Consider the following 23,739-nt stretch of genomic DNA (forward strand, 5'->3'; position numbering starts at 1 on the left):
TTCATCCGCGACCTCAAGCTCGATCGCGAGAAGGTCAATGTGAACGGCGGCGCGATGGCGCTTGGCCACCCGATCGGCGCGACCGGCTCGATCCTCATCGGCACCATCCTGGACGAACTCGAGCGCCGCGATCTCAAGCGCGGCCTGGTCACCATGTGCGCCGCCGGCGGCATGGCGCCGGCGATCATTATCGAGCGGATCTGAGGCTGTAGTGTCGGCTTCGTCGAAGCCGGCCCCGCCGTCCGGCGATGGCCCGCAAGACTTTCGGCCTGCCCGCGCGTTGAGTTGGGTCCCCGCGGGCCCAATCGTGCCGGCCGAACCGAACATTCCCCCGGACCGCCAGGTGGACGGGGGTTCCGCCGGACGCGCCCGGGTTCTATTTGGCTTCGCGCCGCCCTCTGTCGGACCGGCGCGGACCGCGTTGGAGGTTCCAGATGCGAACGACCTTGCAAGACCTTCAAAAAATGAAGTCCGCGGGACGGCGCATTCCGATGCTGACCGCCTACGACTATGCGGCGGCCCGGATCGCCGACCGCGCCGGCGTGCCCCTCATCCTGGTCGGGGACTCCCTGGGCATGGTCATGCACGGCCATGACACGACCCTGCCGGTGACCCTGGACGACATGGTCCGGCATGCGGCCGCGGTGGTGCGGGGCGCGCAGAACGCGCTGGTGATCGCCGACCTGCCGTTCCTGACCTACGCCGATAAGCCTTCCGCGATCGCCGCGGCGCGTCGTCTGATGCAGGAGGCCCAGGTCCAGGCGGTCAAGCTGGAAGGCGGCGCGGCCCAGACGCGCCTTTAACGCGAACTTCCTGACGGTTGACCAGACCGATCTCGCCAACGTCTTCGCAGGCCGGACCCGTACGGGCGGCGAGGCGCCGTTCGCGTCGGGACGATGGAATTAAGCGCCGGGCGGTGCGTCAGCGCTGCAGGACGCCGTCGCGATGGCGGATTCAGGTTCGAGACCAGCAGCGCTCGAGCTCAACGAACCCAGAAGCCGGGCTCGGAGGTGCGGAAGCCCACGGCCTTATAGGCCGCATCCACCAGGCCTTGACCGCGCTCGTTAAGGCCCACGCCGCCGCCGAGGCGGTTCATCACATAGCCGAACGAGAGCTGCGCCTCGCCGTCGGCGAAGCCGATGCTGCCACCCATGCCCGGCGTGCCGAAGGCCTGCTCCCCCAAGATGACATGGCTTCCGGGGCCGAGGCTCCGAGCGCCCCAGGTCTTGGAGAACCCGAGGGTGAAGGTCGTGGGCAGCCGCAAAATCAGATCACAGGACGACGCGGATCGGACGTTTCGCATCGCCGGCAGCGCCATCTCATCGACCAGCCGAACCCCATCGAGCGCGCCATCCAGCGACAAGGGCGCATAGATATGCGCCAGGGCGCGTGCGTTGGTGACGCCGCCGGCGGAGGGGTGTTCCATGGCCCGCCGGCGAGCTGTGTTGACCGACGCCGGGCGGATGTCGCCGCCATCGTTCGTCACCAGCTTCGCGCCGAACCAGTCGGGCTCCTCTGCGATCTTGCGGAAGAACGAGGAGGCCATGTCGGGCTCAGCGAGCTCGAGTTCCGCCACGCGTTGGTGATGAACCTCCGGCAGACCGATCCAGGCATCGGCCCCCAGGCGCTCGGCCACCTCCGTGCGGAAGAAGGCGCCGATCGTGCGCCCGGTGACGCGGCGAACGAGCTCGCCTTCCAGCCAGCCGATCGTCAGGCCGTGATACCCGTGCGCTGTGCCCGGCTCCCAGAGCGGGGCTTCCTCGGCAAGTCGCCGGGCCGCGAAGTCCCAGTCGTAGAGCGCGTTCTCCAGCAACGGACCCTGCCAGGTCGGCAGGCCGGCCTGGTGACTGAGCGCCATGGCCACTGTGTTGGCGCCTTTCCCGTTGGCCGCAAACTCCGGCCAAAACTGCGCCACTGGGGCATCAAAGCTGATGTCACCGCGATCGGCCAGGATGTGCAAACAGAGCGCGGCCAGGCCCTTGGTGGTCGAGAAAACCACCGCCAGCGTGTCCTCGGCCCAGGGCCGGCCAGCCGTGTCGGCCGCCCCGCCCCACAGATCGACGACCACCTCGCCCCTGTGCCGCACCGCCACGGCGGCGCCGCGTTCGCCGTAATGGGAAAAGTTTCGTGCGAACGCTTCGCCCACCGCCTCGAAGCCCGGCGCGCAAATCCCTTGGATCTCTACTTTGCTCATCTGCTCGCCAAGCAGAAGAAGCACGGAAAGCATGCGGCCCTGCCCTATGCCGAGGTCGGTGCCTTCATGGCCGACCTGCGGGAGCGGGAGGGGACGGCGGCCAGGGCGTTGGAGCTGCTGGTCTTGACCGCCTGCCGCACCGGCGAGGTGCTGGGCGCAACATGGGCCGAGATCGACCTGGACCAGAGGGTCTGGAAAATCCCAGCAAGCCGCATGAAGGCTGGGAACGAACACAAGGTCCGGTGAACAGTACGAAGTCAGGCCGCTTCCACGGTCCGCAGGCTTTCGAAGATCGTGCGCGCAAGCCGCGCAGTGTGGATACGTAGGTCGGGCGTGGCGACCGTCTCCCAGAACGCGCCGCGGGTGAGGGGTCCGACCGCAAACAGCCCGGCCGTCGGCGCCCCCGTCGCTCCGACGACTTGCAGCGCGTCCGAGACCTCGAGGCCGAGGCCCAGAGGGTCGGCGCGAACGACGCCCCTTCGCGCCAGTCGCGCGACGAGATCGTTTCCCTCAGCGCTGGGCGACCCGCGCATCCCCATGCAGTTGATCACCGCCGTGAACCGGCGCGTGATCCAATGGCCGTCGGCGCTGCGTCGGAACGTCGCCTCGAAGCCGTCGCCGGCGGTGCGTATCCGTTCGAGCCTTGAGCCGAAAATCTCGAGTTGGCCGACTGCAATGAGTTCGGAAACCCGCGCCGTGACGGCGGGCGCCATGCGGTGGCGGTGGACGTCCCACCAAGTCTGGGCGTGGCGCAGGAAGCGGCGGCGCTCGTCAACGGGCCAGGACATCCAGATAGCCGCGGTCCGCGGCCGGATTCCATCGACGGCCTCGCGCCATCCGACCTTGCGGGCCTGGGCGCGGAGCGTGCGCAGCGCTTGCAGCGGCGTGGCGGTCGAACCTTCAGGCGGATCGGAGGGCGTCGTCGGACCGTGGCTCCTCGGCAGCAGGCCGTGGCGGGACAGGGCGGTCAGGCGCCGACCCTCGCCGGCCAGGCTGAGAGCCGCGTCGATCATCGTCAGGCCTGAGCCGACAACGAGGACGTCGCCCTGAGGGACGGAAGCGAGGTCCAGAGTCCAGGGCTCGGCGAAGTAGTTGGCGGATGCGACGACCCCGTCGTCGGCGCCATGGGGTGGGGACGGCGGCGGTGAGCCTACGGCCAGCACCGTCGCGTCGGCTTCGAAGCTGCGGCCCAGAGCAAGCTTCACGACCTGACGGCCGTCTGTCCATTCAATGTCGACCGCCTCATCGTGCTCCAGGAGAAGACGCCCGGCGTTGTCCGGATCGCGGACATGCTCGCGCAGCAGGCTCTGGAGATAGTCGCCGTAGCGGTTGCGGCTGACAAAGGCGCTGGGTCCGGCGCAATCGCCCCTGGCGCGGAGCCAAGCCGCGAAGTGGTCGGGCCGGTCCGGAAAGGCGCTCATATTGGCGACGCGGACGTTGAGCAGATGGTCTGGGTTCTCAGTTCGATAGGCGCGGCCGCGGCCGAACTGCGGGGCGCGTTCCACCAGCCGGACGATGAGGTCCGGGTCGGCCTGCAGCAGGTGGATCGCCGTCAGCAGGCCGCTGAAGCCGCCGCCGACGACCGCCACGGTGGAACTAGCGGGCGCAGTCCGATCGCGGGTCGACATGCAGCTCCCAACGGGGCCGCGCCCCTCGTGGTTCAGGCCGGTTGCAGACCCGGGACCGGCGGCGAGCCCGCCGGGTAGCGCGCGCCCACCGTCGATCCAGGGGTAAATGCCGCTTCGAGTTCGGCCACGGACGCCGGATCGAGGATGAGATCGCCCGCCGCCCAGTTGGCTTCCAAGTGGGCGATATGCCGGGTGCCGGGGATCGGCACAACGCCCTTCGACAGGACCCAAGCCAAGCTGATCTGGGCGACAGTGACGCCGAGGCGTTCAGCGACGTCAACAGCCACCGCGCGGCGCTGGCTGTTGGCGGCGATGGCGTCGGCCTGGAAGCGGGGGTGCAGGTTGCGGCGGTCGCTGGCCTCGACGGGCTCGGCGCCGGCCAGGAAGCCGCGGCCGAGCGGGCTGTAGGCCACGAAGCCGATTCCAAGCTCCCGGGCGGCCGGCAGGATGTCGGCCTCCACCTCCCGCGTCCAAAGCGAATATTCGCTCTGAAGGGCGGCGATGGGATGGACGGCGTGGGCGCGGCGCAGAACGCCGGCGTCGACTTCGGACAGGCCGACAGCGCCGATCTTCCCCTGCTCTTTCAGGCGCACCAGTTCGCCGACCGTCTCCTCGATGGGCGTCAGCGGATCGAGGCGGTGCAGGTAATAGAGGTCGATGTGCTCGACCTCGAGCCTGCGCAGGCTGGCGTCGACGGCTTGGCGCATATACTCTGGCCGGCCGTCGAGCGCGCGGCCGCTGGTCTCGCGGTCGAGCCGGTTGCCGAACTTGCTGGCGATCACCAGCCTGTCGCGCCGGCCGCGGATCGCCTTGGCCAGCAGCTCTTCATTGTGGCCCAGGCCGTAGACGTCGGCTGTGTCGAAGAAGTTGATCCCGAGTTCCACGGCGCGGTCGAGCGTCGCCAGTGACTCCGCCTCGTCGGCCTTCCCGTAGGTGTGGGACAACCCCATGCAGCCGAACCCTTGCCGGCTGACGGAGAGCGGACCCAGCGGGACAGGGTCTGTGGAAGTTGTCGACATGGTTGGTCTCCAATCTCTTCGTTAGAACTGAGCCCGGAGCGTCGCGCCCCAGGTGCGCGGCGGGCCGAGCTGGCCTGCGAACCCGTACGCCGCGGCGCCGACGATCGAGGCCGTGCTGAGGTTCTGGAAATACTGCGTGTCGGCGAGGTTGTTGACCCAGATCGAGGCGTCATAGCGGCCATCGCCGAATTTGGCGCCGAGCCGGGCGTTCACCAGGCTGTAGGCGGGAATCCACCCATAGGGGCTGTCGTCCACCGTGCCGAACACGCCGGAGCGGTAGCTGTACTGCGCCTGGGCGTAGGGGTGGACGTCGCCACCCAGGTCCCATGCGTAGCGCAGGGACGCGTTCCAGACCCACTTTGGCGCCTGGAAGACAGGTTGGCCCGTCAGGTTGCAGGTCCCCGTGACGCCCACGCCGCAGGGCGCATTCGGATAGGAGGTGTAGCGCACGTCGTTGTAGGAGCCGTTCAGCGAGGCATCCAGCCCCCGCACGATCTCCCAAGTGGCCTCAGCCTCCACGCCCTTGGCCCGCACGTCGCCGACGTTGGCCAGGTAGGACCGCGCGCCGTTGGACGGCACGATGTTGGCCTGCAGGCCGGTCAGGTCGGTCCAGAAGCCGCTGAGGTTCAGGGTGGCGCGGTTATCCAGCAGAGACTGTTTGAGACCCACCTCCCAGTTGCCGACCTTCTCCGGCTGCAACACCAGCGGCGAGCCCGCGCTCACCGCCGAGTTGAGGTTGAGGCCCGCCGACTTGTAGCCCGTCGAATAGGAGGCATAGGCCAGGGAGTGGTCGGTGAGCTTGTAGGACAGGCTCGCGAGATACGACCAGTTCCCGCCCTCCACAGTGACGTTGTAGTGGAACGGGATCGAGGTTGCGGCGTAGGGCGTGCCGATCGTCGAGGTGTCGGAAATCCCCTCGCGCTTGTCGTAGGTGTAGCGCAGGCCGCCCGTCGCGGTGAGCTGCTCGGTGACATGGAAATTGACCTGGCCGAACGCCGCGGCGCTGTCGGTCTTGGTGGAGGTGTCGTCGATATATTGCGAGCTGGGCGCGATGGTGATGGCGGCCGCGGCCGGGTTCGCAAGGCGCGCGAGGGTCGTATAGAAAGCGCTCGCGTCGGAGCCGAACTGGTTGAGGATGTAGTGGTCCTTCAGCCGCTGGTCGAACAGGTAGACGCCCGCCTGCCAGTCCAGGCGGCCGGGCTTGGAGGCCAGACGGAATTCCTGGGACCACTGGGTATCGCGGGTCTGGGCGACGTTGACCTGGATGATGTCCAGCGGGGTGCCGTCGGAGTCCTGCAACGGGTTGAAATGCCAGTATTTCCAGGCGGTGATCGAGGTCGCGTCGGCCCAGCCGAGGTCGTAGCTCACCTCGACTGACGCGCCCTTCTGGTCGGTCCGCATGTTCTGCGGCGCGTTGTTGAGAGTGTAGTTCAGCGAGGCCGCGGGCGCGTAGCCCAGGGCCTGGAAGGCGCTGAGCGTTCGTGCGGTAGCCACGCTGATCGATCTCGGCAGCACGGTCTTCAGCACGCTGACGCAGCAGGTGTCGTCCTCCGAGGAATAGTCCCCGATGACGCGGACGGTCAGCTTCGAGCTCGGCGTGTAGAGCAGCTGCGCGCGGATGCCCTGGCGGCCGATGCTGTTGGCCTTGATACCCGTCTTGATATTGTCCAGCACGCCGTCGCGGTGGGTCTCGAAGGCCGTCAGCCGGCCCGCCAGGACGCCGTCGATCAACGGACCCGTCACGCTCGCGCGGACCTGATTGTAGTTGTAGGAGCCGCCCGAGACCTCGAGGTCGGCGCCGGGCTGGAAGCTCGGCTTCCGGGTGGTGATATTGAGTACTCCGGCCGAGGTGTTGCGGCCGAACAGCGTGCCTTGCGGCCCGCGCAGCACCTCGACGCTCTGCACGTCGATCAGGTCGGTGAGCGCCATGCCCGGCCGGCCAAGGTAGACCCCGTCCACGTAGAACCCGACGGAGGTGTCGAGGCCGTCTGAGGCGGAGGAGACGCCGATCCCGCGGATGCCGACCGAGGAGTTCCTGGGGTTCGAGTTGAAGGCCACCATGCTCGGCACCTGGTTCTGGATGTCGGCCAGGGTGTAGGCGCCGGTCTTCTCGAGCGTCTCGCCGGAGAGCGCCGACAGCGCGATCGGCACGTCGATGGCGCGTTCCTCCTGGCGGCGGGCGGTGACCACGACTTCGTTGACGCTCGCGCCTTCGTCGGCGGCGAGCCGGGCGGCGTCGGCGGTCGAGGCGGCGGCCAGTGTCGTCGGGGTCTGGGCCAGAGCTGGCGTGGCGGCAAGCGCGGTCGCCGCGATGGAGGCGAACAGAGCGGCCTTGAGAGCGTGGGTCATGACGGGTCCTGGCGTGCGGGCGCGATCCCGCGGCGGCCCTTTTGGGCCCGCAGGTTAAGGCGGAGGTTCGGGCGGGAGCGGTGGGTCTAGGCGGTCAGGCGCCCGGAACATCGCTCCGTCGAGCGATCCGCTGGTCTGGATCTCATATCGGTCAAGGCGGTCCCCTTCGGCACGGATCGGCTGCGGCGGTCAGTTCCTACTAACTGGATAGGATTTGAAGGAAGACGTTCTCGCCGCACTTGCAGTTTTTCTGCACCGCACCACGTTTCCAGCAGTCCGGAGTTTTTGGCGACGCCTACGGCGTCGGTCGATTATCCTGGCGCCTCCCTGCCGACAGACGGCCCGCGCGATTTTGCGGCGACACACGGACACAGATGCTTTCCCAGCGCGGCCGCTATGCCTTGAAGGCCCTCCTGCACCTAGCTCGCCACCGCGACGAGCCCCGGCAGGTGAGCGTCATCGCCACCGACGAGCAGATCCCGCGGAAATATCTCGAGGCGATCATGTCGGACCTGCGCCGCGCCGAGCTGGTCGACAGCACCCGCGGCTGGTCCGGCGGCTATCGCCTGGCGCGGCCGGCCGACCTGATCACCTTCGGCGAGGTGATCCGGCTGACGGACGGGCCGCTTGCGCTGCTGCCCTGCGCCAGCCGCAACTTCTACAAGCGCTGCGAGGACTGCGTCGACGAGACCGCCTGCGCCATTCGACGGGTGATGGCCAGCGTCCGCAACGAGGTGTCGGAGATCCTCGACCGCACCACCCTCGCCGACGCGATCGCCAATTCCCCGGCCGCCGCCTCGCTGCTGGATTCGGTCTCCGCCAGAGCTTCGGACGCCTAGGCCTCGCCAGCATCCCTAGGGTGCAGCTACAGAATTTCTGCGCCCGGCCCAGTGCGATCCGCGCTTTTCCAATTCCTACTTGAGTAGTAGGCGTTGAGGGACGGACGGCGTTGAGGCCGCTTCAGACCTCTTCCGGCCCGCCGCAATCGACCTGCAGTCGGAAGGGAATTCCATGAGCAGCGCAGCTACGTTACAGACCCGCGAGGCCCCCGCCGGAGGACCGTCGAAACTGATCGTCGAACCCGTGACGCCGATCATCGGCGCGGAACTCTCCGGCATCGATCTGCGCCGACCGCTCGACGCCAAGACGGCGGCCGAGATCCAGGCGGCCCTGCACAAGTGGCGCGTGGTCTTCTTCCGCGACCAGGACATCACCAACGATCAGCTCAAGGCCTTCGGCCGCGCCTTCGGGCCGCTGACGCCCGCCCACCCGATCTCCGAGGGCCTCGAAGACCATCCGGAAATCTGGGAGCGGGCGGTCGACGAATACCGCACGCGCCGCACCGAAAACGACAACATCAAGCCCGGCGCGCGCAAACCCCGCGACTACAAAGGCTGGCACATCGACATCACCTTCGTCGCCAACCCGAACCGCTATTCGATCCTGCATGGGGTGCAGATCCCCCCCTATGGCGGCGACACCCTGTTCACCAACCTGATCGCCGCCTATGAGGGCCTGTCGCCCAAGATCCAGCGGCTGATCGACGACCTGCAGGCGGTCCACCAGACCACCAGCTACGACTTCGGCGGCGACAAGCGGAGGAAGCCCCGCCGCGACGGGCGCGCCACCGGCCCGTTCGTCTCGCTGCACCCGCTGGTCCGCATCCACCCGGAGACCGGCGAGAAGCTCCTGTTCCTCAACCCCGGCACCACGACCCACATCGTCGGCCTGAAGGAACGGGAGAGCCAGGCGCTGCTCGACCTCCTCTACTTCGAAGCGACCCGGCCCGAGTACCAGGTCCGCTTCCGCTGGGCGCCCAAGTCGCTGGTGGTCTGGGACAACCAGGCCGTCGCCCACGCCGGGCCCATCGACTACCAGCACTTCGATCTCCCTCGCGTCGTGCGGCGGATCACCGTGGCCGGCGACCTCCCCGTCGGGGCCGACGGCTTCCGCTCGCAGGCGCTCGAGGGCGAGCTGTTCAACGTCATCGGTTGATCAGCGACCGGCGGCTCGTCGCCTTGATGCCCTTCGGGGCGACGGGCCGTCTCCTCCCCTTCCCACAAAGGCGTTCGCACCGTGGCCTCGCATCGAGTCGGCATCCTGGCGCTCGCGATCCTGGGGCTCTCCGCAGGCCTCTCGGTCTATGCGGCGACCCACGCGCCGGCGCCCAGGGCCGCCACGACGGCCGGTCAGCTGGCGCTCGATGCGCCGCTGCCGACCCGCGTCCCGCCCGGCGTCACTCTGGCCATCGGCGACCCGACCACCGAGCGGGTTCTGAAGCACACCGGCTGGATCCGGGACTTGCCCTTCCAGGTGAAGTGGGCGGAGATCACCGGCGGGCCGGCGGTCACCGAGGCCTTCCACGCCGGGGTGCTGGACGTCGGCACGGTGGCCAACATTCCGCCGATCCACGCCATCTGGGTCGGCATCCCGGTCAAGATGATCGCCGTGCGCTTCCGCCAGGACCAGGCGGGCCATCCGTCGTTCGAACTGGCCATTGCGCCCAAGGCCCGGATCAACTCGCTGAAGGACCTGCGCGGCAAGCGCATCGCCTACAGCCCGGGCCAGGTGCAGGGCGAGATCGTTCAGCGGGTCCTGCAATCCCAGGGTCTCACGACGAAGGACGTCACCCTCCTCGAGCTGCCGAGCCCGTCGGCGGACATCTACGTCAACGCGCTCTCCGGCGGCCTGATCGACGTAGCGCCGATCGGCGCGGGCGCGGCCCTGAAGCGCTATCTCGACCGCTTCGGCGCGGATGGCGGCAAGGTGCTGAAGAGCGGGGTTCGTGACGACTTCGTCACCATGTACGTACCCGAGGCGACGCTGAAGGACCCCGGCAAGGCCGCGGCGCTGCGCGCCTACGTCAAGGTCTGGGGTCGCGCCCAAGCCTGGATCAACAGCCATCCCGACGAGTGGGCCCAGGTCTATTACGTCGCCAACCAGGGCCTCTCGCCGCAGGACGCGCGCTATGTCGTGCAGGCCAACGGCAAGGCCGAGCTGCCGCGCGACTGGACAGAGGCGATCGCGCGCCAGCAGGGCTCGGTGAACCTGATGGCGCAGGCCACCGGCCGCAAGCCGTTCAACGCCCGACGCCTGTTCGACCGCCGCTTCGAAACCCTCTCCGCCGACGCCTTCGCCGAAGCCGGCGGCGGCCGGACGCTGGCCTCGCGCTGATGGGATCCCCACCATGAACGCACAAAGCGCTGCCGTCCTGACCGCCGCCGTCGAGCTGCCGCGCGACGCCTTCGAGCTGCCCCCGGCCATCGCGCGGCCGGCCCCGCCCCGCCGGCGGCTCGGCATCGCCGCGCCCGATCCGCTGGGCTGGCTGCTGGGACCGGCGCTGCTGGTGCTGTTCTGGACAGTCGGATCGATGAGCGGCCTTATCGACGCCCGCGTGCTTCCGGCGCCCTGGGTGACCGTCGCCACCGCCGCGGACCTGCTGCGTCGGGGCCGCCTGCAGGCCAACCTGCTGATCTCCGCCTGGCGGGCCGCACAGGGCCTCTTCTTCGGAGTCACAGCCGGCGTCGTCGTGGCGCTGATCGCCGGCCTCAGCCTCGCCGGCGGCTATGTCTTCGACGGCCTGGTGCAGGTGAAGCGGGCGATCCCGACGCTCGCCCTGATCCCGCTGGTCATCCTGTGGTTCGGCATCGGCGAGACCATGAAGGTCACGGTGATCGCCATCTCGGTGTTCATCCCGATCTACCTCAACACCCACACCGCCCTGCGCGGCATCGAGGCCCGCTACGTCGAGCTGGCCGAAACCCTCGGCCTCAGCCGCTCCGCCTTCATCCGCCAGGTGGTGCTGCCGGGCGCCCTGCCCGGTTTCCTGCTCGGCCTGCGCTTCGCGGTCATGTCGGCGTGGCTGGCGCTGGTGGTGGTCGAGCAGCTGAACGCCACCAGCGGCATCGGCTACATGATCAACCTCGCCCGCACTTACGCCCAGTCCGACGTCATCGTCGTGGGACTGGTGGTCTATGCGCTGCTGGGCCTCACCTCCGACCTCGCCGTCCGGACGCTGGAAGCCCGCACGCTCACCTGGCGCAGGACCTTCGCCAAATGAGCACCTCCCGCACCCAGCCGGTCGTCCGGGTCCGCGCGCTCACCCGCCGCTTCACGCTCAAAGGCGTCCTGAACAGCGTCGACCTGGATATCCGCAAGGGCGAGTTTGTGGCCCTGCTGGGCCGCAGCGGCTGCGGCAAGTCCACCCTGTTGCGCGCGCTCGCCCAGCTCGATCACGAGGCCACCGGCGTGGGCGAGATCGTCACGCCCGAGCGCCTGTCGGTGATCTTCCAGGACGCGCGCCTGCTGCCTTGGAAGCGGGTGCTTGACAACGTCATCCTCGGCCTCGACGGACCGGACGCCAAAGCGCGCGGCCGGCAGGCCCTGGCCGAGGTCGAGTTGCCCGGCCGCGAAGCCTCCTGGCCCTACGAGCTCTCCGGCGGCGAGCAGCAGCGCGTGGCGCTGGCCCGTTCGCTGGTCCGAGAGCCGGAACTGCTGCTGGCCGACGAACCGTTCGGCGCGCTGGACGCACTCACCCGCATCCGCATGCACGTGCTCTTGAAGCGGCTCTCCGATGTCCACAAGCCCGCGGTCCTGCTGGTCACCCACGACGTCGACGAGGCCATCGATCTGGCCGACCGCGTGGTGGTGCTGGAAGAGGGCCGGATCGTCGCCGACATCGCCGTCGACCTGCCGCCCGGGGGGCCGGAGCGCAGCGTTCGCTTCGCCGATCTGCGCCGCCAACTGCTGGGCCGGCTCGGCGTCGAAGACACCCCCAACCACCGCCAACCCGCCACCGCCTGACCCTTCCCGCCCCGGAGACGACACCATGTCCGCCCAGCCCCGCCAGATCCGCCTCGGCGCCTTCCTGCAGGCCACCGGCCACCACGTCGCGGCCTGGCTGCATCCGGATGCGCAAGCCGACGCCGGCCTCAACCTCGCCCACTACAAGGCCCTGGCGCAGGAGGCCGAGCGCGGCAAGTTCGACCTGGTCTTCGTCGCCGACAGCCCCGGCGGCTACGGCAACCCCCACGACATCGAGGTCTTCAGCCGCGACGGCAAGACCGCCCACTTCGAGCCGGTGACGCTGTGGTCGGCGCTGTCGCAGGTGACCCGGAACATCGGCTTCGTCGCCACCTCGACCACCACCTACGAGGACCCCTACACGACCGCCCGCAAGTTCGCCTCGCTGGACTGGATCTCCGGCGGCCGGGCGGCCTGGAACGTGGTCACCACCGGCGCCGACGTCTCGCCCAACTTCAGCGTGCCGGCGCACCTGGAGCACTCACGCCGCTACGAGCGCGCCGAGGAATACATCGACGTCGTGAAGGGCCTTTGGGACTCCTACGAGGACGACGCCTTCGTCCGCGACCGCGAGCGCGGGGTGTTCCTCGACCCGGAAAAGCTGCACCTGCTGAACCACAAGGGCGACCACTTCCAGGTGCGCGGGCCGCTCAACATCGGCCGCCCGCCGCAGGGCTATCCGGTGATCGTCCAGGCCGGCGCCTCCGACGCCGGGCGCGAGCTGGCCGCGCGCACCGCAGAGGTGATCTTCACCGCCAACCTCACCCTTGAGGACGCCCAGGAATTCTACGCCGACCTGAAGTCGCGCCTGCCGAAGTTCGGCCGCCGGCCGGAGCAACTGCTGGTCATGCCGGGCATCTTCCCGGTGCTGGGCGGCACCGAGGCCGAGGCGCGGGCCAACTACGAAGCGCTGCAGGCATTGGTCCACCCCGTCGGTTGCCTGGAGCATCCTCAAGCGCCACTACGACGGCGTCGACCTTTCCGGCCTGTCGCTGGACGACAAGGCGCCGCCGCTCCCCAATGACACCAACGGTTCGAAGAGCCGGCTGAAGCTGGTCTCCGACCTGGTTGAGCGCGAGCAACCGAGCCTGCGCGAACTCTACCGCGCCATCGCCACTGCGCGCGGCCATCGCACGGTCGTCGGAACGCCCGAGCAGATCGCCGACGCCATCCAGGATTGGTTCGAGCGCGGCGCGGCCGACGGCTTCAACATCATGCCGCCGGTGCTGCCCACCGCACTCACCGACTTTGTCGACCAGGTCGTGCCGATCCTGCAGAAGCGCGGTCTGTTCCGCACGGAGTACGCGGGGCCGACGCTGCGCGAGAATCTTGGCCTGGAGCGCCCCGCCAACAGGCTGGCCAGGGCGCCAGCCACGCACGGCGAGGCGAGCCTCGATGTCGCCCAGGCGGCGTTCGGCTGATGGGCGCGCTCGCCAGTCTGAAACCGCTGGGCCCGCACACCGCCACGCGCACGCTCGGCCAGGTCCTGCACGCGGCGCCGCGCCATCCGGCCTGGGCGCCGACACCGATCTCGCGCGACACGCTGGAGCAGCTGCATGCGCTGATGAGCGTCGGCCCCAGCATGATCGACGCCTCGCCGACCCAGGTGCTGTTCCTCAATAGCCCACAGGCCAAGACCCGGCTGGCGCCGCACCTCGCCCCCGCCACGCGCGACGAAGCCCTGGCCGCCCCGGCCTGCGCGCTCGTCGGCTACGACGTCGACTTCGCCGAGCAGCTGGTCGAGTTCCTGCCGCATGTCGCGGGCGCGCCGTCCTGTTTCGACCGGCCGGAGGTCGTGCGCCAGACGGCGGTCCGCAACGGCGCTCTGCAAGGCGCCTATCTGATCGTCGCCGCCCGCGCGCTGGGCCTAGAGGCGGCCGCGATCCCGGACTTCGACGCCGCCGGCGTATCGTTCGAGTTCTTCCGCGCGCCACGCGTCAAGGCGACGTTCTTGTGCAGTCTGGGTTATCCGGCGGAGGCGCATCGCCCATCGCGCCGCCGCAGCGCTGGCGCCGAAACGGCCGAGCGTACGCGCCTGGCCTAGCCCCATGGACTGGCGCCGAAGGCTCGCCGACTACGGGCGCGCGAAAGCCGAACACGAGCACGCCGAGCGCCTGCTCGCAGACGCCTTGACGCGCCACGACACGGCGCGCAGAGCCGGCGACCGGCCGCTCGAACCCTTGGTCGCGGGTGTCGAACTGGCGCGTCGGCGGGCGCTGTCGCTGTCCCGACGTCTGACGCAGGCGACCTTCAACCTCACTCTCGGACGGCCGCTTGATGAGGTTCTGTGGTCGTTGCCCGACGAACTCTAAGCGGCCCCGTAACCCGGATATCTGAGGCTGAGTTGCGACAGCCTGAGAGCGGACCTTTTGGAGGTCAACAGAGAGTCGAGGCTGTGTAAAAAGGAGTTCCGACCCGCGGAGATCAGTGTCGGGGAGCGACGCTGTCGTGGTTCACCTCGAAGCCGATTTTGCTGACGTATGGCGAACCCGTTGTTGCTGAGTAGTCCGGCAGCGCGGCGATACCGTCCGCGAAGCGGCTCACAAACTCGTCCACCTCTGCGCGGTCCACATCGTAGCAGAGCAGCTCAGACTCCTGACACCACGGTGTCGGAGGCGCGGGGATGAGCCGCTTCGTCGAGGGTGAGGATCGCAGGCAGCCAGCGCTGCTGCCGAGCTGGCTTGAGGACTACGTAGGCGAGGACAACCCGGCGCGGGTGATCGACGTCTTCGTCGACGCCTTGCGGCGCCTTTGAGCCAGGCGTCGCGGAGCACGAGCCAAAGCGTTCATAATGACTCCGGGCAGCGGAGACAGGTGTCGGTCTGACTGCGCGCACGGCCATCCAGTCAGTCGAGTTTTGCTCTCCGCGCAGCTTGTCGCCAAGACCCCGGAATGCCGGGACAATTCCTACACTCAATTGTGTCCGGCTCCCCGGTAGGCGGCCAGTCGAGTGAATTTGGAGTCCGTTCCCCACCACGGTAGAGATGGAGCTGAGGTTTTCGGTTGCCTGGTCCTGATGGTCCGGCCACGCTTTCACGTCTGGAATAGAGCCCCAAGGGGATGGACGCCTTGTCATCGGTCACCATCGACGACGTTGCGGAACTGGCAGGCGTGTCGATCAAGACCGTCTCGCGGGTGCTCAATGAGGAGCCGCACGTGCGCGAGGCGACGCGCGAGCGCGTCCGGGAAGCCGCCAAGCAGTTGGACTACACGCCGAACGTTTCGGCCCGCGCCCTGGCGGGTTCGCGCTCCTACCTGATCGGCCTCTACTACGACAACCCGAGCCCGGGGTACGTCGGCCAGGTTGAGCAAGGCGCCATGACCGCATGCCGTCGGGCGGGCCACCACCTCATCGTCGAAGAAATCCAGGAGGCCGGGACGCCGCTACGGGAAAGGATCGCCGCCTTTCAAGCGCGCATCCGCCCTGAAGGCGTGATCCTTACGCCACCGCTCTGCGACCTGCCGGAGGTCCTCGAAGCGCTCGACGCAGCCAAGGCCCGCTACGTGCGCATCGCACCGTCGCGGGATCTCGAGCGCAGTCCGTATGTCTACATCGACGACCGCAAGGCCGCCCAGGAGATGACGCTCTACTTGCAGGCGCTTGGCCACCGAGACATCGCCTTCATCCAGGGTCCGCCGGATCACTTCGCAGCGGCCCGTCGCTGCGAGGGATTCCTGGACGCCATGGCGAGCGCGGGCCTGCCGGTGCGTCCCGAGCGGGTTCAGCCAGGCCAGTTCTCGTTCCGGTCCGGCTCGGAAGCCGGCGAGCGCCTGCTCTCGTCGCCTGACCGGCCCACGGCCATCTTCGCCGGCAACGACGACATGGCGCTGGGCGTCATGGCGGTGGCCAATCGGCTGCACATCGAAATTCCGGGCGATCTCTCGCTGGTCGGCTTCGACGATTCGCCCAGCGCCCAGGTGGTGTGGCCCCAACTCACCACCGTTCGTCAGCCCGCCGCCGAAATGGCCGCCGTAGCCGCGGAGATGCTCATCGGACGCATCTCGCCCGCCCGGGGATCGCGGGGGCGTCTGCTCGACTTCAAGCTGGTGCTTCGCCAGTCCTCGGGACCGCCTGGAGCCGCCTGAGACCCGTCCGTCGCGGTGGTTGTGATCGCGGTTCGCCCGACCTATCCTCCGTTCCAGGCTGACAGCGCTGTCGGCCTGGACTTCCGGGGAGCAGGCCGCGTGACCTTTCCTGAGCGACCTACCAGCGTACTCAGCGACCGGCGCGGCGCATGGGCTTTCTGGACCGGCTGCGCGGCGGTCACAGCAGGCGTGCTGGCGCATCTGCCGATGGTCTGGATGGCCCGCGACATGGGCTTCCGGCTGGCCGGCATGCCGATGGACCCGGGGATGATCGGCGGCATGGGCCTGATCGTCGCGGGCGTCGCCGTTGCAGGGTTCGGGCTCCTGCCGCGGCGCAATCTCCAGGCCGAAGCCCAGGCCGCCCGCGTGCACGTTTCGGCCCCTGAGGACGCGCCGCTGACCTCGGCGCACTGGCGACTGATGGCGCTGCTCGTCGTGGCGCTGGTCATCGACGTGATGAAGCCGGCCAGCCTGGGGTTCGTGGTGCCCGGGATGATCCGGGAATACGGGGTCGCGAAGTCCACCGTCGCGCTTCTGCCGTTCGCCGCCTTGGCGGGCACCGTGGCCGGCTCGATCGTCTGGGGGCTGTTGGCGGACATCTTCGGGCGCCGGGCGTCGATCCTGCTCTCGGCGGTGATGTTCGTCGGCACGTCGATTTGCGGCGCCATGCCAAGCCTGTGGTGGAATATCGGCATGTGCTTTCTGATGGGCGCCGCCGCAGGGGGAATGCTTCCGGTGGCCTACGCCCTGCTGGCGGAAAGCATGCCTTCCAGGCATCGCGGCTGGAGCATGGTGCTGATCGGCGGCCTCGGCGCGGTGGGCGGCTATCTGGCGGCGAGCAGCCTCTCGGCGGCGCTGCAGCCCACGTTCGGTTGGCGGATCATGTGGTTTCTGGGCATGCCCACGGGGCTGATCCTGATCCTGCTCAACGGCGCCATTCCCGAGTCAGCCAGGTTCCTGCTCAGTCTCGGCCGCATCGACGAGGCCCACGCCGTGCTGCGCCGTTTCGGCTCGCGCATAATCGACGGGCCTGACGACGGCGCGGCGGACGCCGAAGCCGGACTCACGCACGGCCGGGCCGCGACTCCGCCGGTATCGCGAAAATACCTGAGCAAGACCCTGGCGCTCTCGATCGTCGCGCTGACCTGGGGACTGGTGAACTTCGGTCTGCTGCTCTGGTTGCCGGCCGACCTCACCGCCAAGGGCTACTCGATGGGCGCCTTGAGCCGGCTGCTGGCCCTCTCGGCCCTGATCGCCGCGCCCACGGTTTTTCTGTGCGCCTTCCTCTATAGCCGCTGGAGCACCAAATGGTCCTTGGTGCTGATGATCGGGATCATGGCCTTGGGCCTCGGCCTCGTGCTGCACATCGAGACCGCCCAGGGTTCGACCCTCAGCCCGATCCTGCCGGTAGCCCTGTTGATCGTCGGCTCCAACGGCGTGCTGGCCATCCTGCTTCCCTATGCGGCGGAGAGTTACCCCCTGCGCGTGCGCGGCCGCGGCACCGGCTGGGTGGCGGCGTGCTCGAAGTTCGGCGGGCTGCTCGCCCAACTGCTGGCGATCATGGCCGCGGCGCCGGCGGTGGGGGCGGCGGCCGGCCTGATCATGATCCCGACGCTGCTGGCCATGGCCCTGATCGCCTGGTTCGGAGCGGAGACCCGCGGACGCGACCTGCGCGACCTGGAGGCGGATCCCTCTCCCCTCCTGGCGGCCGCCCGCGGCGGCGGCTAGGCCCGTAGAGCGCATCTTGCCGGGGCTCTTCAAGGCGATCCTGCTCGGAGCGTGGCTCGCGGCCGCCCCGTGCGGATCCTTCGCGGCTGCACCGCCGCCGTCACCGACGCCGGCCACCGTGGCCGCGCTTGCGCCGCAGGCGACCTTGGGCCGTGGAGCCCGGGCGCCCTTCGTCGAGTACGAGGCTGAGAACGGCCTCACCAACGGCGAGATCATCGGCCCGGACCGCACGTTCACGACGCTGGCCGCCGAGGCTTCGGGACGGCGCGCGGTGCGCCTGGAGGGCGTCGGCGGCTACGTCGAATTCGTCCTGGATCGGCCCGCCGATGCGGTCAGCCTGCGCTACGCCCTGCCGGACTCGCCGGAGGGACGCGGCCTCGAAGGCGAGATCGCCCTCTACGCCGACGGGGTGCGGCTCGGCGCCCTGGCCCTAACCTCACGCTATGGATGGTTCTACGGCCGCTACCCCTTCACCAACCAACCGAAGGACGGACGGCCGCATCACTTCTACGACGAGGCCCGACTTCGCCTCGCAAGGGTCCTGCCGGCGGGGACGCGGGTGCGGTTTGTGGTCGAGAAGGCCGACGGCGCGGCATGGCGGGTCCTTGATCTCGCCGACTTCGAGCTTGTCGGGCCGCCGGCTCGCCCGCCGGCCAACGCGATCTCGATCCTGAGCTTCGGGGCGGACCCCACCGGAAACCAGGAGTCCTCGGGACCCTTCGCCGCCGCCATCGCGCTCGGCCGGCGAACCGGGCGTCCCGTCTGGATCGCCCCCGGCGCCTACCGGGTGGACGGCCATATCCTGGTCGACCAGGTGACCCTGGTCGGGGCGGGGCCGTGGCATTCGATCCTGAAGGGGCGAGGCGTCGGGGTGTTCGGCCACGCCGCACCGCACGGCAGCCGGCGCGTCGTGCTGCGCGACTTCGCGATCGTCGGCGAGGTCGACGAGCGGGTGGACGAGGCCAAGCTGGCCGGCGTCGGCGGGGCCATGAGCCAGTCGACGATCTCCAACCTCTGGATCCAGCACACCAAGGGCGGCCTCTGGTTCGACGGCCCGATGTCCGGGATCCGGGTGCGCGGCCTGCGCCTCCTCGATCTGACCGCCGACGGTCTCAACTTCCACCGCGACGTCTCCAACGCGACGGTGGAGGACACCTTCGTGCGCAACGCCGGCGACGACGGCCTCGCCTCCTGGTCGCAGGGCCAGGGCAACCGCGGCATCACCTTTCGGCGAAACACGATCATCGCCCCCGTGCTGGCCAACGGCATCGCGATCTATGGCGGGCGCGACACGGTTGTCGAAGGCAATCTGGTCGCCGACACGCTTACCGAGGGCGGCGGCCTGCACCTGGGCAGCCGCTTCAAGGCGACGCCGTTCGGCGGCAAGATTCTCCTGGCTAGAAACACCGCCGTTCGGGCTGGGGTGATGGACCCGAACTGGCGGACCGGCGTCGGCGCCCTGTGGCTCTACGCCCTGGACGGACCGATCGATGGCGCCCGGATCCGGGTCGAGGACACCGATCTCATCGACAGCTCCTATGAGGCCATCCAGTTCATCGGCAAGTCGATCCGCGGCGTGAGCTTCACTCGCGTCAGGATCGACGGGGCGGGAACCTATGCCGTCCAACTGCAGTCGAGCGGCGGCGCAACCTTCGCCCAGGTCAAGGCGCGGGGCCTGGGGATCGGCGGCGTCTATGACTGCAGCTCGAGGTTCGAGCTTGTCCGCGCGCGAGGGAACGAGGGCTGGGATACGACCTATCGCCCGGCGCCGGGCGGTCAGTGCGCCGAGCGCAGGTAGGCGGCCAGCAGCTGCTGCTTCAGCGCGCGACGGAACGCCGGGCTCATGGCGCCCAGAGCGCCTTGCAGGTCCGCCGGGATGTGCGCGACCGGATCGCCGCCGGTGCGGAAGACATGAGTGTCGAACATCGCCTTCCAGTAGGCACGCTCTCCAGGCGGAAGGTCCCTGAGCGCCAGCAGCGCCGTCTGGAAGCAGTCGCTGGCCCGCTCCAGGCCTGGCGGCGCCTCGCCCCACCAATAGTTGACCATGGCGTTGTAGGGATCCAGCGAGGTGACGTGGTGCCACCAGTACCTGGGCATGAAAAGCGCGTCGCCGGGTTCCAGGTAGGCGACCTGGGCCGCGGCGATCGCCTCGCGGAATTTCGGAAAGCGCGCCAGGTCTGGCGCCTCGGGGTCGACCAGCGACAAGGGCGGCGGCGTCTCGATGGGCCCGACGTAGAGATTGCCCACCTGCTCCGGCGGAAACAGTAGAAACCGTCGGCGGCCCGCGATCACGCAGGCCAGGTTGTGGTCCGGATCGTGGTGGGTCTGGGTCCGGATGGGTCCGCCCACCCAGAGCCGCGGCATGATCTCGGGCGGCAGCAGGGCCAGCGGGTTCTGGCGCACGAAGTCCGCCAGGTGGCTGGCCAGCGGCAGCATCTGGATCGCCACATAGGGCGCGCCCTCACGCCCGGTCAGGGCGCCGATGCGATCGAGGGTCTCGCTGATCCCGCACTGTCGCTTGGAGAAGCTGAACTCGTGCATGTCGGGGCCGTAGGCGAAGCGGCCGCGGCTGCTCGGCGGCGCCTCCATGACCGGAGCCAGGGCGCCGCGGTCCATGGCCTTCAGGTAGGCGTTCAGCGCCTCCGGCGAGCGGCGTCCGGCGGCCAGCGCGGGCCAGCTCTCGAACACGCCCTTCAGGATGAGCGGCTGGCCTGCCCGCACCATCGCCTCGAACCCGTCCCGCGAGGGCGGCGGCGCGACGGGCGTCCGCGGCAACCGATCGAGGTCACCGGCGTCATCGGGCGAAGGAGCCTCGTCCATCGGCCTAGCTGCCGCTCGCCAACTCAGAGGCGTTTTCCCGCCCGCAGAACCGGTCGAGATAGTCCTGGTGCGGCGGCTGCTTCAGGACCTGCTGCTTGATGAAGCCCAGGATCCGCCGGAACTCGCGCTTCACCTCGTCCGGCGAGGTCTGGTCAATGATCGGGATGTGGCTCTCGGGGATCAGCCCCTGGCCGACAAACAGCGCGCGCCAGCTGTCGAGGAGGAAGGTTTCGTCCTCGAGCAGCGTCGCCTCACCCCGCGCCCGGAAGGTTTCGATCTTGTGCGTGAGCTCCGGCGAGGCCGACGCGCGGCGCGCGGCGCTCCAGAAATCGGAGTTTCCGTACCGGTTGAGGACGTAGAAGGCGGACTGGAAGTCGCGGATCCGCTCGAACGCCGATCGAGTGATGCGGTTGTATTCGGTGCGCTCGGCGGCGAACTCTCCGCCCAGCGGGAAGAGTTCCAGTAGATGCACCAGGCCGAGCTGCACCGCGTGCAGCTCCACCGCATGCACGGCGTCGAAGGCGCAGGCGGCCTCGCCCACCGCGACGCAGTTCCGCTCCCAGGCCACCAGCCGGCGGCCGGGATCGGACCGACGCACGGCCACGGCGTCCAGCTTGAGCTGCGCGGCCTTCGCCGCGCCGGCGAGCGCGGTCGGATCATCGCAATAGGCGCTGGAATAGGCCTGGAGGACGTAGGTCTGCGCCTGGGTCGGGAACAGGCCCACCCAGCCGCCCGTCCAGGCGCGCATCTCTCCGTAGACCGGCGCGGCGGCGAAGGGCGCGACGCGCGCCACCAGGGTGCGGTCGGCGACAAAGTGACGGCGCCAATCCTCGCGCTCCACCCCCAGGACGCCCGCAATCAGGCGGCCTTCCGCACCCGAGGCGTCGATGAAGAACTGCCCCTCGATGCGCCGGCCGCCATCCAGATCGAGGGCGAGGATGTCGCCGCTGTCCGGATCGAGGACCGCGTCAGCCTCCTCGGCCTGATGTGCGGTCACACCGTGTCGGATGGCCAGGGTCTTGAGGACACTGGCGTAGGACAGGGCCGGCAGATGGTAGCCGTAGTCCGTGCGCCCGAACTTCTCCGTGGCCTCGTCCGGCAGCAGCATTCGGCCCTGCTTGGCGGCAGCCGCGGTGAGGGAGAAATCCTCCAGCGCGACGGGCAGGCCCAGGCGGTGGGCCTTCAGCCAGTAGGCGAAGAAGTCCTTGTGGTCGATCGCGGCGCCATAGGAGCCATAGGCGTGGAAGAAGCTGGGCGCGGCCCCGGCGGCGGCCTTGAAGTTCTGCCCGAGGCTGAAGCTGCCGCGCGTCAGCCGAAGCAGTTGCGCCTCGTCCAGCTGGAGCAGGTTGTGGAACGCCTCCAGCGGCGGCAGGCTGGCGTAGACGTCGGCCGGGTGCAGGCGGCTGGGCAGCTCGACGGCGGTGACCCGCACGCCCGCGGGGCGAAGCGCGGCCTGGATCACGCTGGCCGCCAGCCACAGCGGGGTGTCGCGCCCGAGGACGACGACCTCGGTCAGCGGCGCGCTCACCGGACCGTGGCCAGCGGCTGTTGGCCGGCCCCGCCGGCCGGCTCGCAATAGTTGGCGATGAAGCTCGCGTGCGAGGACATGGCCGCGACGCTGGCGTCGATGCGGCTCTTCAGCCGCTCAAGGTTCGCCTCGGCCTCGGCCAGGCTGAGCCCCTCGGCCAGCCGGTCGTATCCTCGCGGCGTCACGCCCTGCCCCATGAGGACGGAGAGCCAGCTGTCCCGGGCGAACAGCCCGTACTTGTAGTCTGGCGTCCAGGCCCGCGCCTCGAACAGGGCCATCTTTTCCACCAGGCTGTCAGGGATGGGCATGGTGCGCACATAGTCCCACAGCGGTTGGCCGCGGCGCGCGTTCGCCCGGTAGTGCAGGACCAGGAAGTCGCGCACCCGGTCATACTGGATCGCAAACAGCCGGTTGAATTCATTGGCCAGCCTGGGATCCATCCGCCCCGCGCCCGGTGCGGGCATCAGGTTCGCAAGGTCCGTCACCGCCCCTTGGATCAGGAAGATGCTGGTGGATTCCAGGGGCTCCAGGAAGCCGCTGGCGAGCCCCACGGCGACGCAGTTGCCGCTCCAGGCCAGCTCGCGCCGGCCCGGGCTGAAACGCAGCAGCTTGGGTTCCGCCAGGGCCGGCGCATCCAGCGCCTGCAGCACGACCTCGCGCGCCCGCTCCTCGTCGGTGAACCGGCTGGAGAAGACATAGCCGTTGCCGGTGCGGTGCTGCAGCGGGATCCGCCACGTCCAGCCCGCTTCCTGCGCGGTGGAGCGCGTATAGGGCGTGAAGTCCACCGTCCGCTCGCAGGGCACGGCCAGCGCCCTGTCGCACGGCAGCCACGGGGTCCAATCCTGCCAGCCCACCTTCATGGCGTCGCCGATCAGCAGGGCCCGGAAGCCGCTGCAATCGATGAACAGGTCGCCCTCGACGCGCGCGCCGCTCTTGAGGGTGACCGCCTCGATCAGGCCGGACTCACCGTCGCGGGCGACCTCGACCACCTGGCCCTCGATCCGCTGCACGCCGCGCGCCGTCGTCCAGCGGCGCAGGAAGTTCGCATAGAGGCTGGCGTCGAAGTGGTAGGCGTAGGCGTAGGTCGAGCGGATCGACTTGCGATCCTCGCTAGGGAACTCGAAGGCGCCGGCCCTGCAGGCCGCCACGGCGTAGGAATAGGCCTCGAGCGGCGCCACCGGGACGCCCGCGCGGCGCGCCCTTAGCCAGTGATGCTGGAAATGAACCCCGCCCCACGGCTCGCCGAAGGTCCCGAAGGGATGGATGTAGCTGTCGCCCGGGGCTCCCCAGCCGCGGAACTCGATGCCGAGCTTGAAGGTGCCCTTGGTCTGGCTCAGGAACTCGGCTTCCCTGATGCCGAGCATGTCGTTGAAGATCTTGATGTGCGGCAGCGTGGCCTCGCCCACGCCGACCGCGCCGATCTCGTCGGATTCGATCAGGGTGAGCGAGTAGGCCGAGGGGTCGATCAGCCGTGACAGGCCGGCAGCGCACATCCAGCCCGCCGTACCGCCCCCGACGATCACGACCCGAAGGGCTGTGCGCTCCACTGGGCTGCTTTCCATTATCGCTCAACCTGCCCCTTGG

General features: G+C 69.0%; 21 protein-coding genes and 2 pseudogenes. 16 read left to right on the forward strand and 7 right to left on the reverse strand.

Features of this window, described 5'->3' with window-relative positions:
* Window positions 1-204: pseudogene (locus JWP28_RS15355) on the forward strand (acetyl-CoA C-acyltransferase); the annotation flags it as partial.
* A 230-nt stretch (window positions 205-434) separates the two neighbouring features.
* On the forward strand, window positions 435-803 hold the full coding sequence (locus JWP28_RS15360; protein WP_299544223.1) for a 3-methyl-2-oxobutanoate hydroxymethyltransferase: 369 nt from the start codon (window positions 435-437) through the stop codon (window positions 801-803).
* 179 nt (window positions 804-982) lie between these two features.
* Here JWP28_RS15360 and JWP28_RS15365 read toward each other — a convergent pair whose 3' ends face one another.
* The gene (locus JWP28_RS15365; protein ID WP_299544225.1) at window positions 983-2,227 is read right to left on the reverse strand and encodes a serine hydrolase domain-containing protein; all 1,245 of its coding nucleotides are present in this window, start codon (window positions 2,225-2,227) and stop codon (window positions 983-985) included.
* Between the two features lie 33 nt (window positions 2,228-2,260).
* On the opposite strand from JWP28_RS15365, the gene JWP28_RS15370 reads away from it, so the two are divergent.
* On the forward strand, window positions 2,261-2,440 hold the full coding sequence (locus JWP28_RS15370) for a tyrosine-type recombinase/integrase (protein WP_299544226.1): 180 nt from the start codon (window positions 2,261-2,263) through the stop codon (window positions 2,438-2,440).
* Window positions 2,441-2,451: 11 nt separating this feature from the next.
* Here the strand turns inward: JWP28_RS15370 and JWP28_RS15375 are convergent, their stop codons facing one another.
* From JWP28_RS15375 to JWP28_RS15385, 3 genes are read right to left on the reverse strand one after another with little or no spacing between them, the layout of a single operon-like run.
* On the reverse strand, window positions 2,452-3,822 hold the full coding sequence (locus JWP28_RS15375) for an FAD/NAD(P)-binding protein (RefSeq protein WP_299544227.1): 1,371 nt from the start codon (window positions 3,820-3,822) through the stop codon (window positions 2,452-2,454).
* Between the two features lie 32 nt (window positions 3,823-3,854).
* Complete coding sequence (locus JWP28_RS15380) at window positions 3,855-4,841, reverse strand: aldo/keto reductase (RefSeq protein ID WP_299544229.1); 987 nt, start codon at window positions 4,839-4,841, stop codon at window positions 3,855-3,857.
* 21 nt (window positions 4,842-4,862) lie between these two features.
* Window positions 4,863-7,190 carry a TonB-dependent receptor gene (locus JWP28_RS15385; RefSeq protein ID WP_299544231.1) on the reverse strand — a complete coding sequence of 776 codons (2,328 nt, stop codon included), beginning with the start codon at window positions 7,188-7,190 and terminating at the stop codon, window positions 4,863-4,865.
* A gap of 374 nt (window positions 7,191-7,564) precedes the next feature.
* On the opposite strand from JWP28_RS15385, the gene JWP28_RS15390 reads away from it, so the two are divergent.
* The 13 genes and pseudogenes from JWP28_RS15390 to JWP28_RS15450 all read left to right on the forward strand — a co-directional run bounded on the left by JWP28_RS15390 (window position 7,565) and on the right by JWP28_RS15450 (window position 19,605).
* Entirely contained in the window at window positions 7,565-8,029 is a 465-nt protein-coding gene (locus tag JWP28_RS15390) for an Rrf2 family transcriptional regulator (RefSeq protein WP_299544232.1), read from the forward strand.
* Window positions 8,030-8,201: 172 nt separating this feature from the next.
* Complete coding sequence (locus tag JWP28_RS15395; protein ID WP_299544233.1) at window positions 8,202-9,185, forward strand: TauD/TfdA family dioxygenase; 984 nt, start codon at window positions 8,202-8,204, stop codon at window positions 9,183-9,185.
* An 81-nt stretch (window positions 9,186-9,266) separates the two neighbouring features.
* On the forward strand, window positions 9,267-10,364 hold the full coding sequence (locus tag JWP28_RS15400; RefSeq protein WP_299544235.1) for an ABC transporter substrate-binding protein: 1,098 nt from the start codon (window positions 9,267-9,269) through the stop codon (window positions 10,362-10,364).
* 13 nt (window positions 10,365-10,377) lie between these two features.
* Window positions 10,378-11,250: an ABC transporter permease gene (locus JWP28_RS15405; protein ID WP_299544237.1), complete on the forward strand. Its 873-nt coding sequence runs from the start codon at window positions 10,378-10,380 to the stop codon at window positions 11,248-11,250.
* Window positions 11,247-11,993, forward strand: coding sequence for an ABC transporter ATP-binding protein (locus JWP28_RS15410; RefSeq protein ID WP_299544239.1), 747 nt, complete (start codon window positions 11,247-11,249; stop codon window positions 11,991-11,993). The genes JWP28_RS15405 and JWP28_RS15410 overlap by 4 nt, the downstream gene beginning before the upstream one ends.
* A gap of 25 nt (window positions 11,994-12,018) precedes the next feature.
* Window positions 12,019-13,017 (forward strand): NtaA/DmoA family FMN-dependent monooxygenase, encoded by a 999-nt coding sequence (locus JWP28_RS15415; RefSeq protein WP_299544241.1) that lies wholly within the window; start codon window positions 12,019-12,021, stop codon window positions 13,015-13,017.
* Window positions 13,018-13,207: 190 nt separating this feature from the next.
* Window positions 13,208-13,414, forward strand: a complete 207-nt coding sequence (locus tag JWP28_RS15420) for a hypothetical protein (protein WP_299544243.1) — start codon at window positions 13,208-13,210, stop codon at window positions 13,412-13,414.
* Window positions 13,414-14,037 carry a malonic semialdehyde reductase gene (locus JWP28_RS15425; RefSeq protein WP_299544244.1) on the forward strand — a complete coding sequence of 208 codons (624 nt, stop codon included), beginning with the start codon at window positions 13,414-13,416 and terminating at the stop codon, window positions 14,035-14,037. The genes JWP28_RS15420 and JWP28_RS15425 overlap by 1 nt, the downstream gene beginning before the upstream one ends.
* A gap of 4 nt (window positions 14,038-14,041) precedes the next feature.
* On the forward strand, window positions 14,042-14,305 hold the full coding sequence (locus JWP28_RS15430; RefSeq protein ID WP_299544246.1) for a hypothetical protein: 264 nt from the start codon (window positions 14,042-14,044) through the stop codon (window positions 14,303-14,305).
* A gap of 311 nt (window positions 14,306-14,616) precedes the next feature.
* Window positions 14,617-14,736, forward strand: a pseudogene (locus JWP28_RS15435) (hypothetical protein); the annotation flags it as partial.
* A gap of 317 nt (window positions 14,737-15,053) precedes the next feature.
* Window positions 15,054-16,079: a LacI family DNA-binding transcriptional regulator gene (locus JWP28_RS15440; RefSeq protein ID WP_299544248.1), complete on the forward strand. Its 1,026-nt coding sequence runs from the start codon at window positions 15,054-15,056 to the stop codon at window positions 16,077-16,079.
* A gap of 99 nt (window positions 16,080-16,178) precedes the next feature.
* Complete coding sequence (locus JWP28_RS15445; protein ID WP_299544250.1) at window positions 16,179-17,807, forward strand: MFS transporter; 1,629 nt, start codon at window positions 16,179-16,181, stop codon at window positions 17,805-17,807.
* Between the two features lie 16 nt (window positions 17,808-17,823).
* Entirely contained in the window at window positions 17,824-19,605 is a 1,782-nt protein-coding gene (locus tag JWP28_RS15450; RefSeq protein WP_299544252.1) for a glycosyl hydrolase family 28-related protein, read from the forward strand.
* Here the strand turns inward: JWP28_RS15450 and JWP28_RS15455 are convergent.
* Genes JWP28_RS15455 through JWP28_RS15465 form a run of 3 tightly spaced genes read right to left on the reverse strand, consistent with a single transcriptional unit; the run spans window position 19,584 to window position 23,717 of the window.
* Window positions 19,584-20,627 carry a cupin-like domain-containing protein gene (locus JWP28_RS15455; protein ID WP_299544253.1) on the reverse strand — a complete coding sequence of 348 codons (1,044 nt, stop codon included), beginning with the start codon at window positions 20,625-20,627 and terminating at the stop codon, window positions 19,584-19,586. The genes JWP28_RS15450 and JWP28_RS15455 overlap by 22 nt on opposite strands.
* Before the next feature lie 4 nt (window positions 20,628-20,631).
* On the reverse strand, window positions 20,632-22,155 hold the full coding sequence (locus JWP28_RS15460) for a tryptophan 7-halogenase (protein WP_299544255.1): 1,524 nt from the start codon (window positions 22,153-22,155) through the stop codon (window positions 20,632-20,634).
* Window positions 22,152-23,717 (reverse strand): tryptophan halogenase family protein, encoded by a 1,566-nt coding sequence (locus tag JWP28_RS15465; RefSeq protein WP_299544256.1) that lies wholly within the window; start codon window positions 23,715-23,717, stop codon window positions 22,152-22,154. Before JWP28_RS15465 ends, JWP28_RS15460 begins: the two co-directional genes overlap by 4 nt.
* Window positions 23,718-23,739: the final 22 nt, after the last annotated feature.

Origin of the sequence: Phenylobacterium sp. (genome assembly GCF_028290885.1) — a bacterium.
GTDB lineage: Bacteria > Pseudomonadota > Alphaproteobacteria > Caulobacterales > Caulobacteraceae > Phenylobacterium.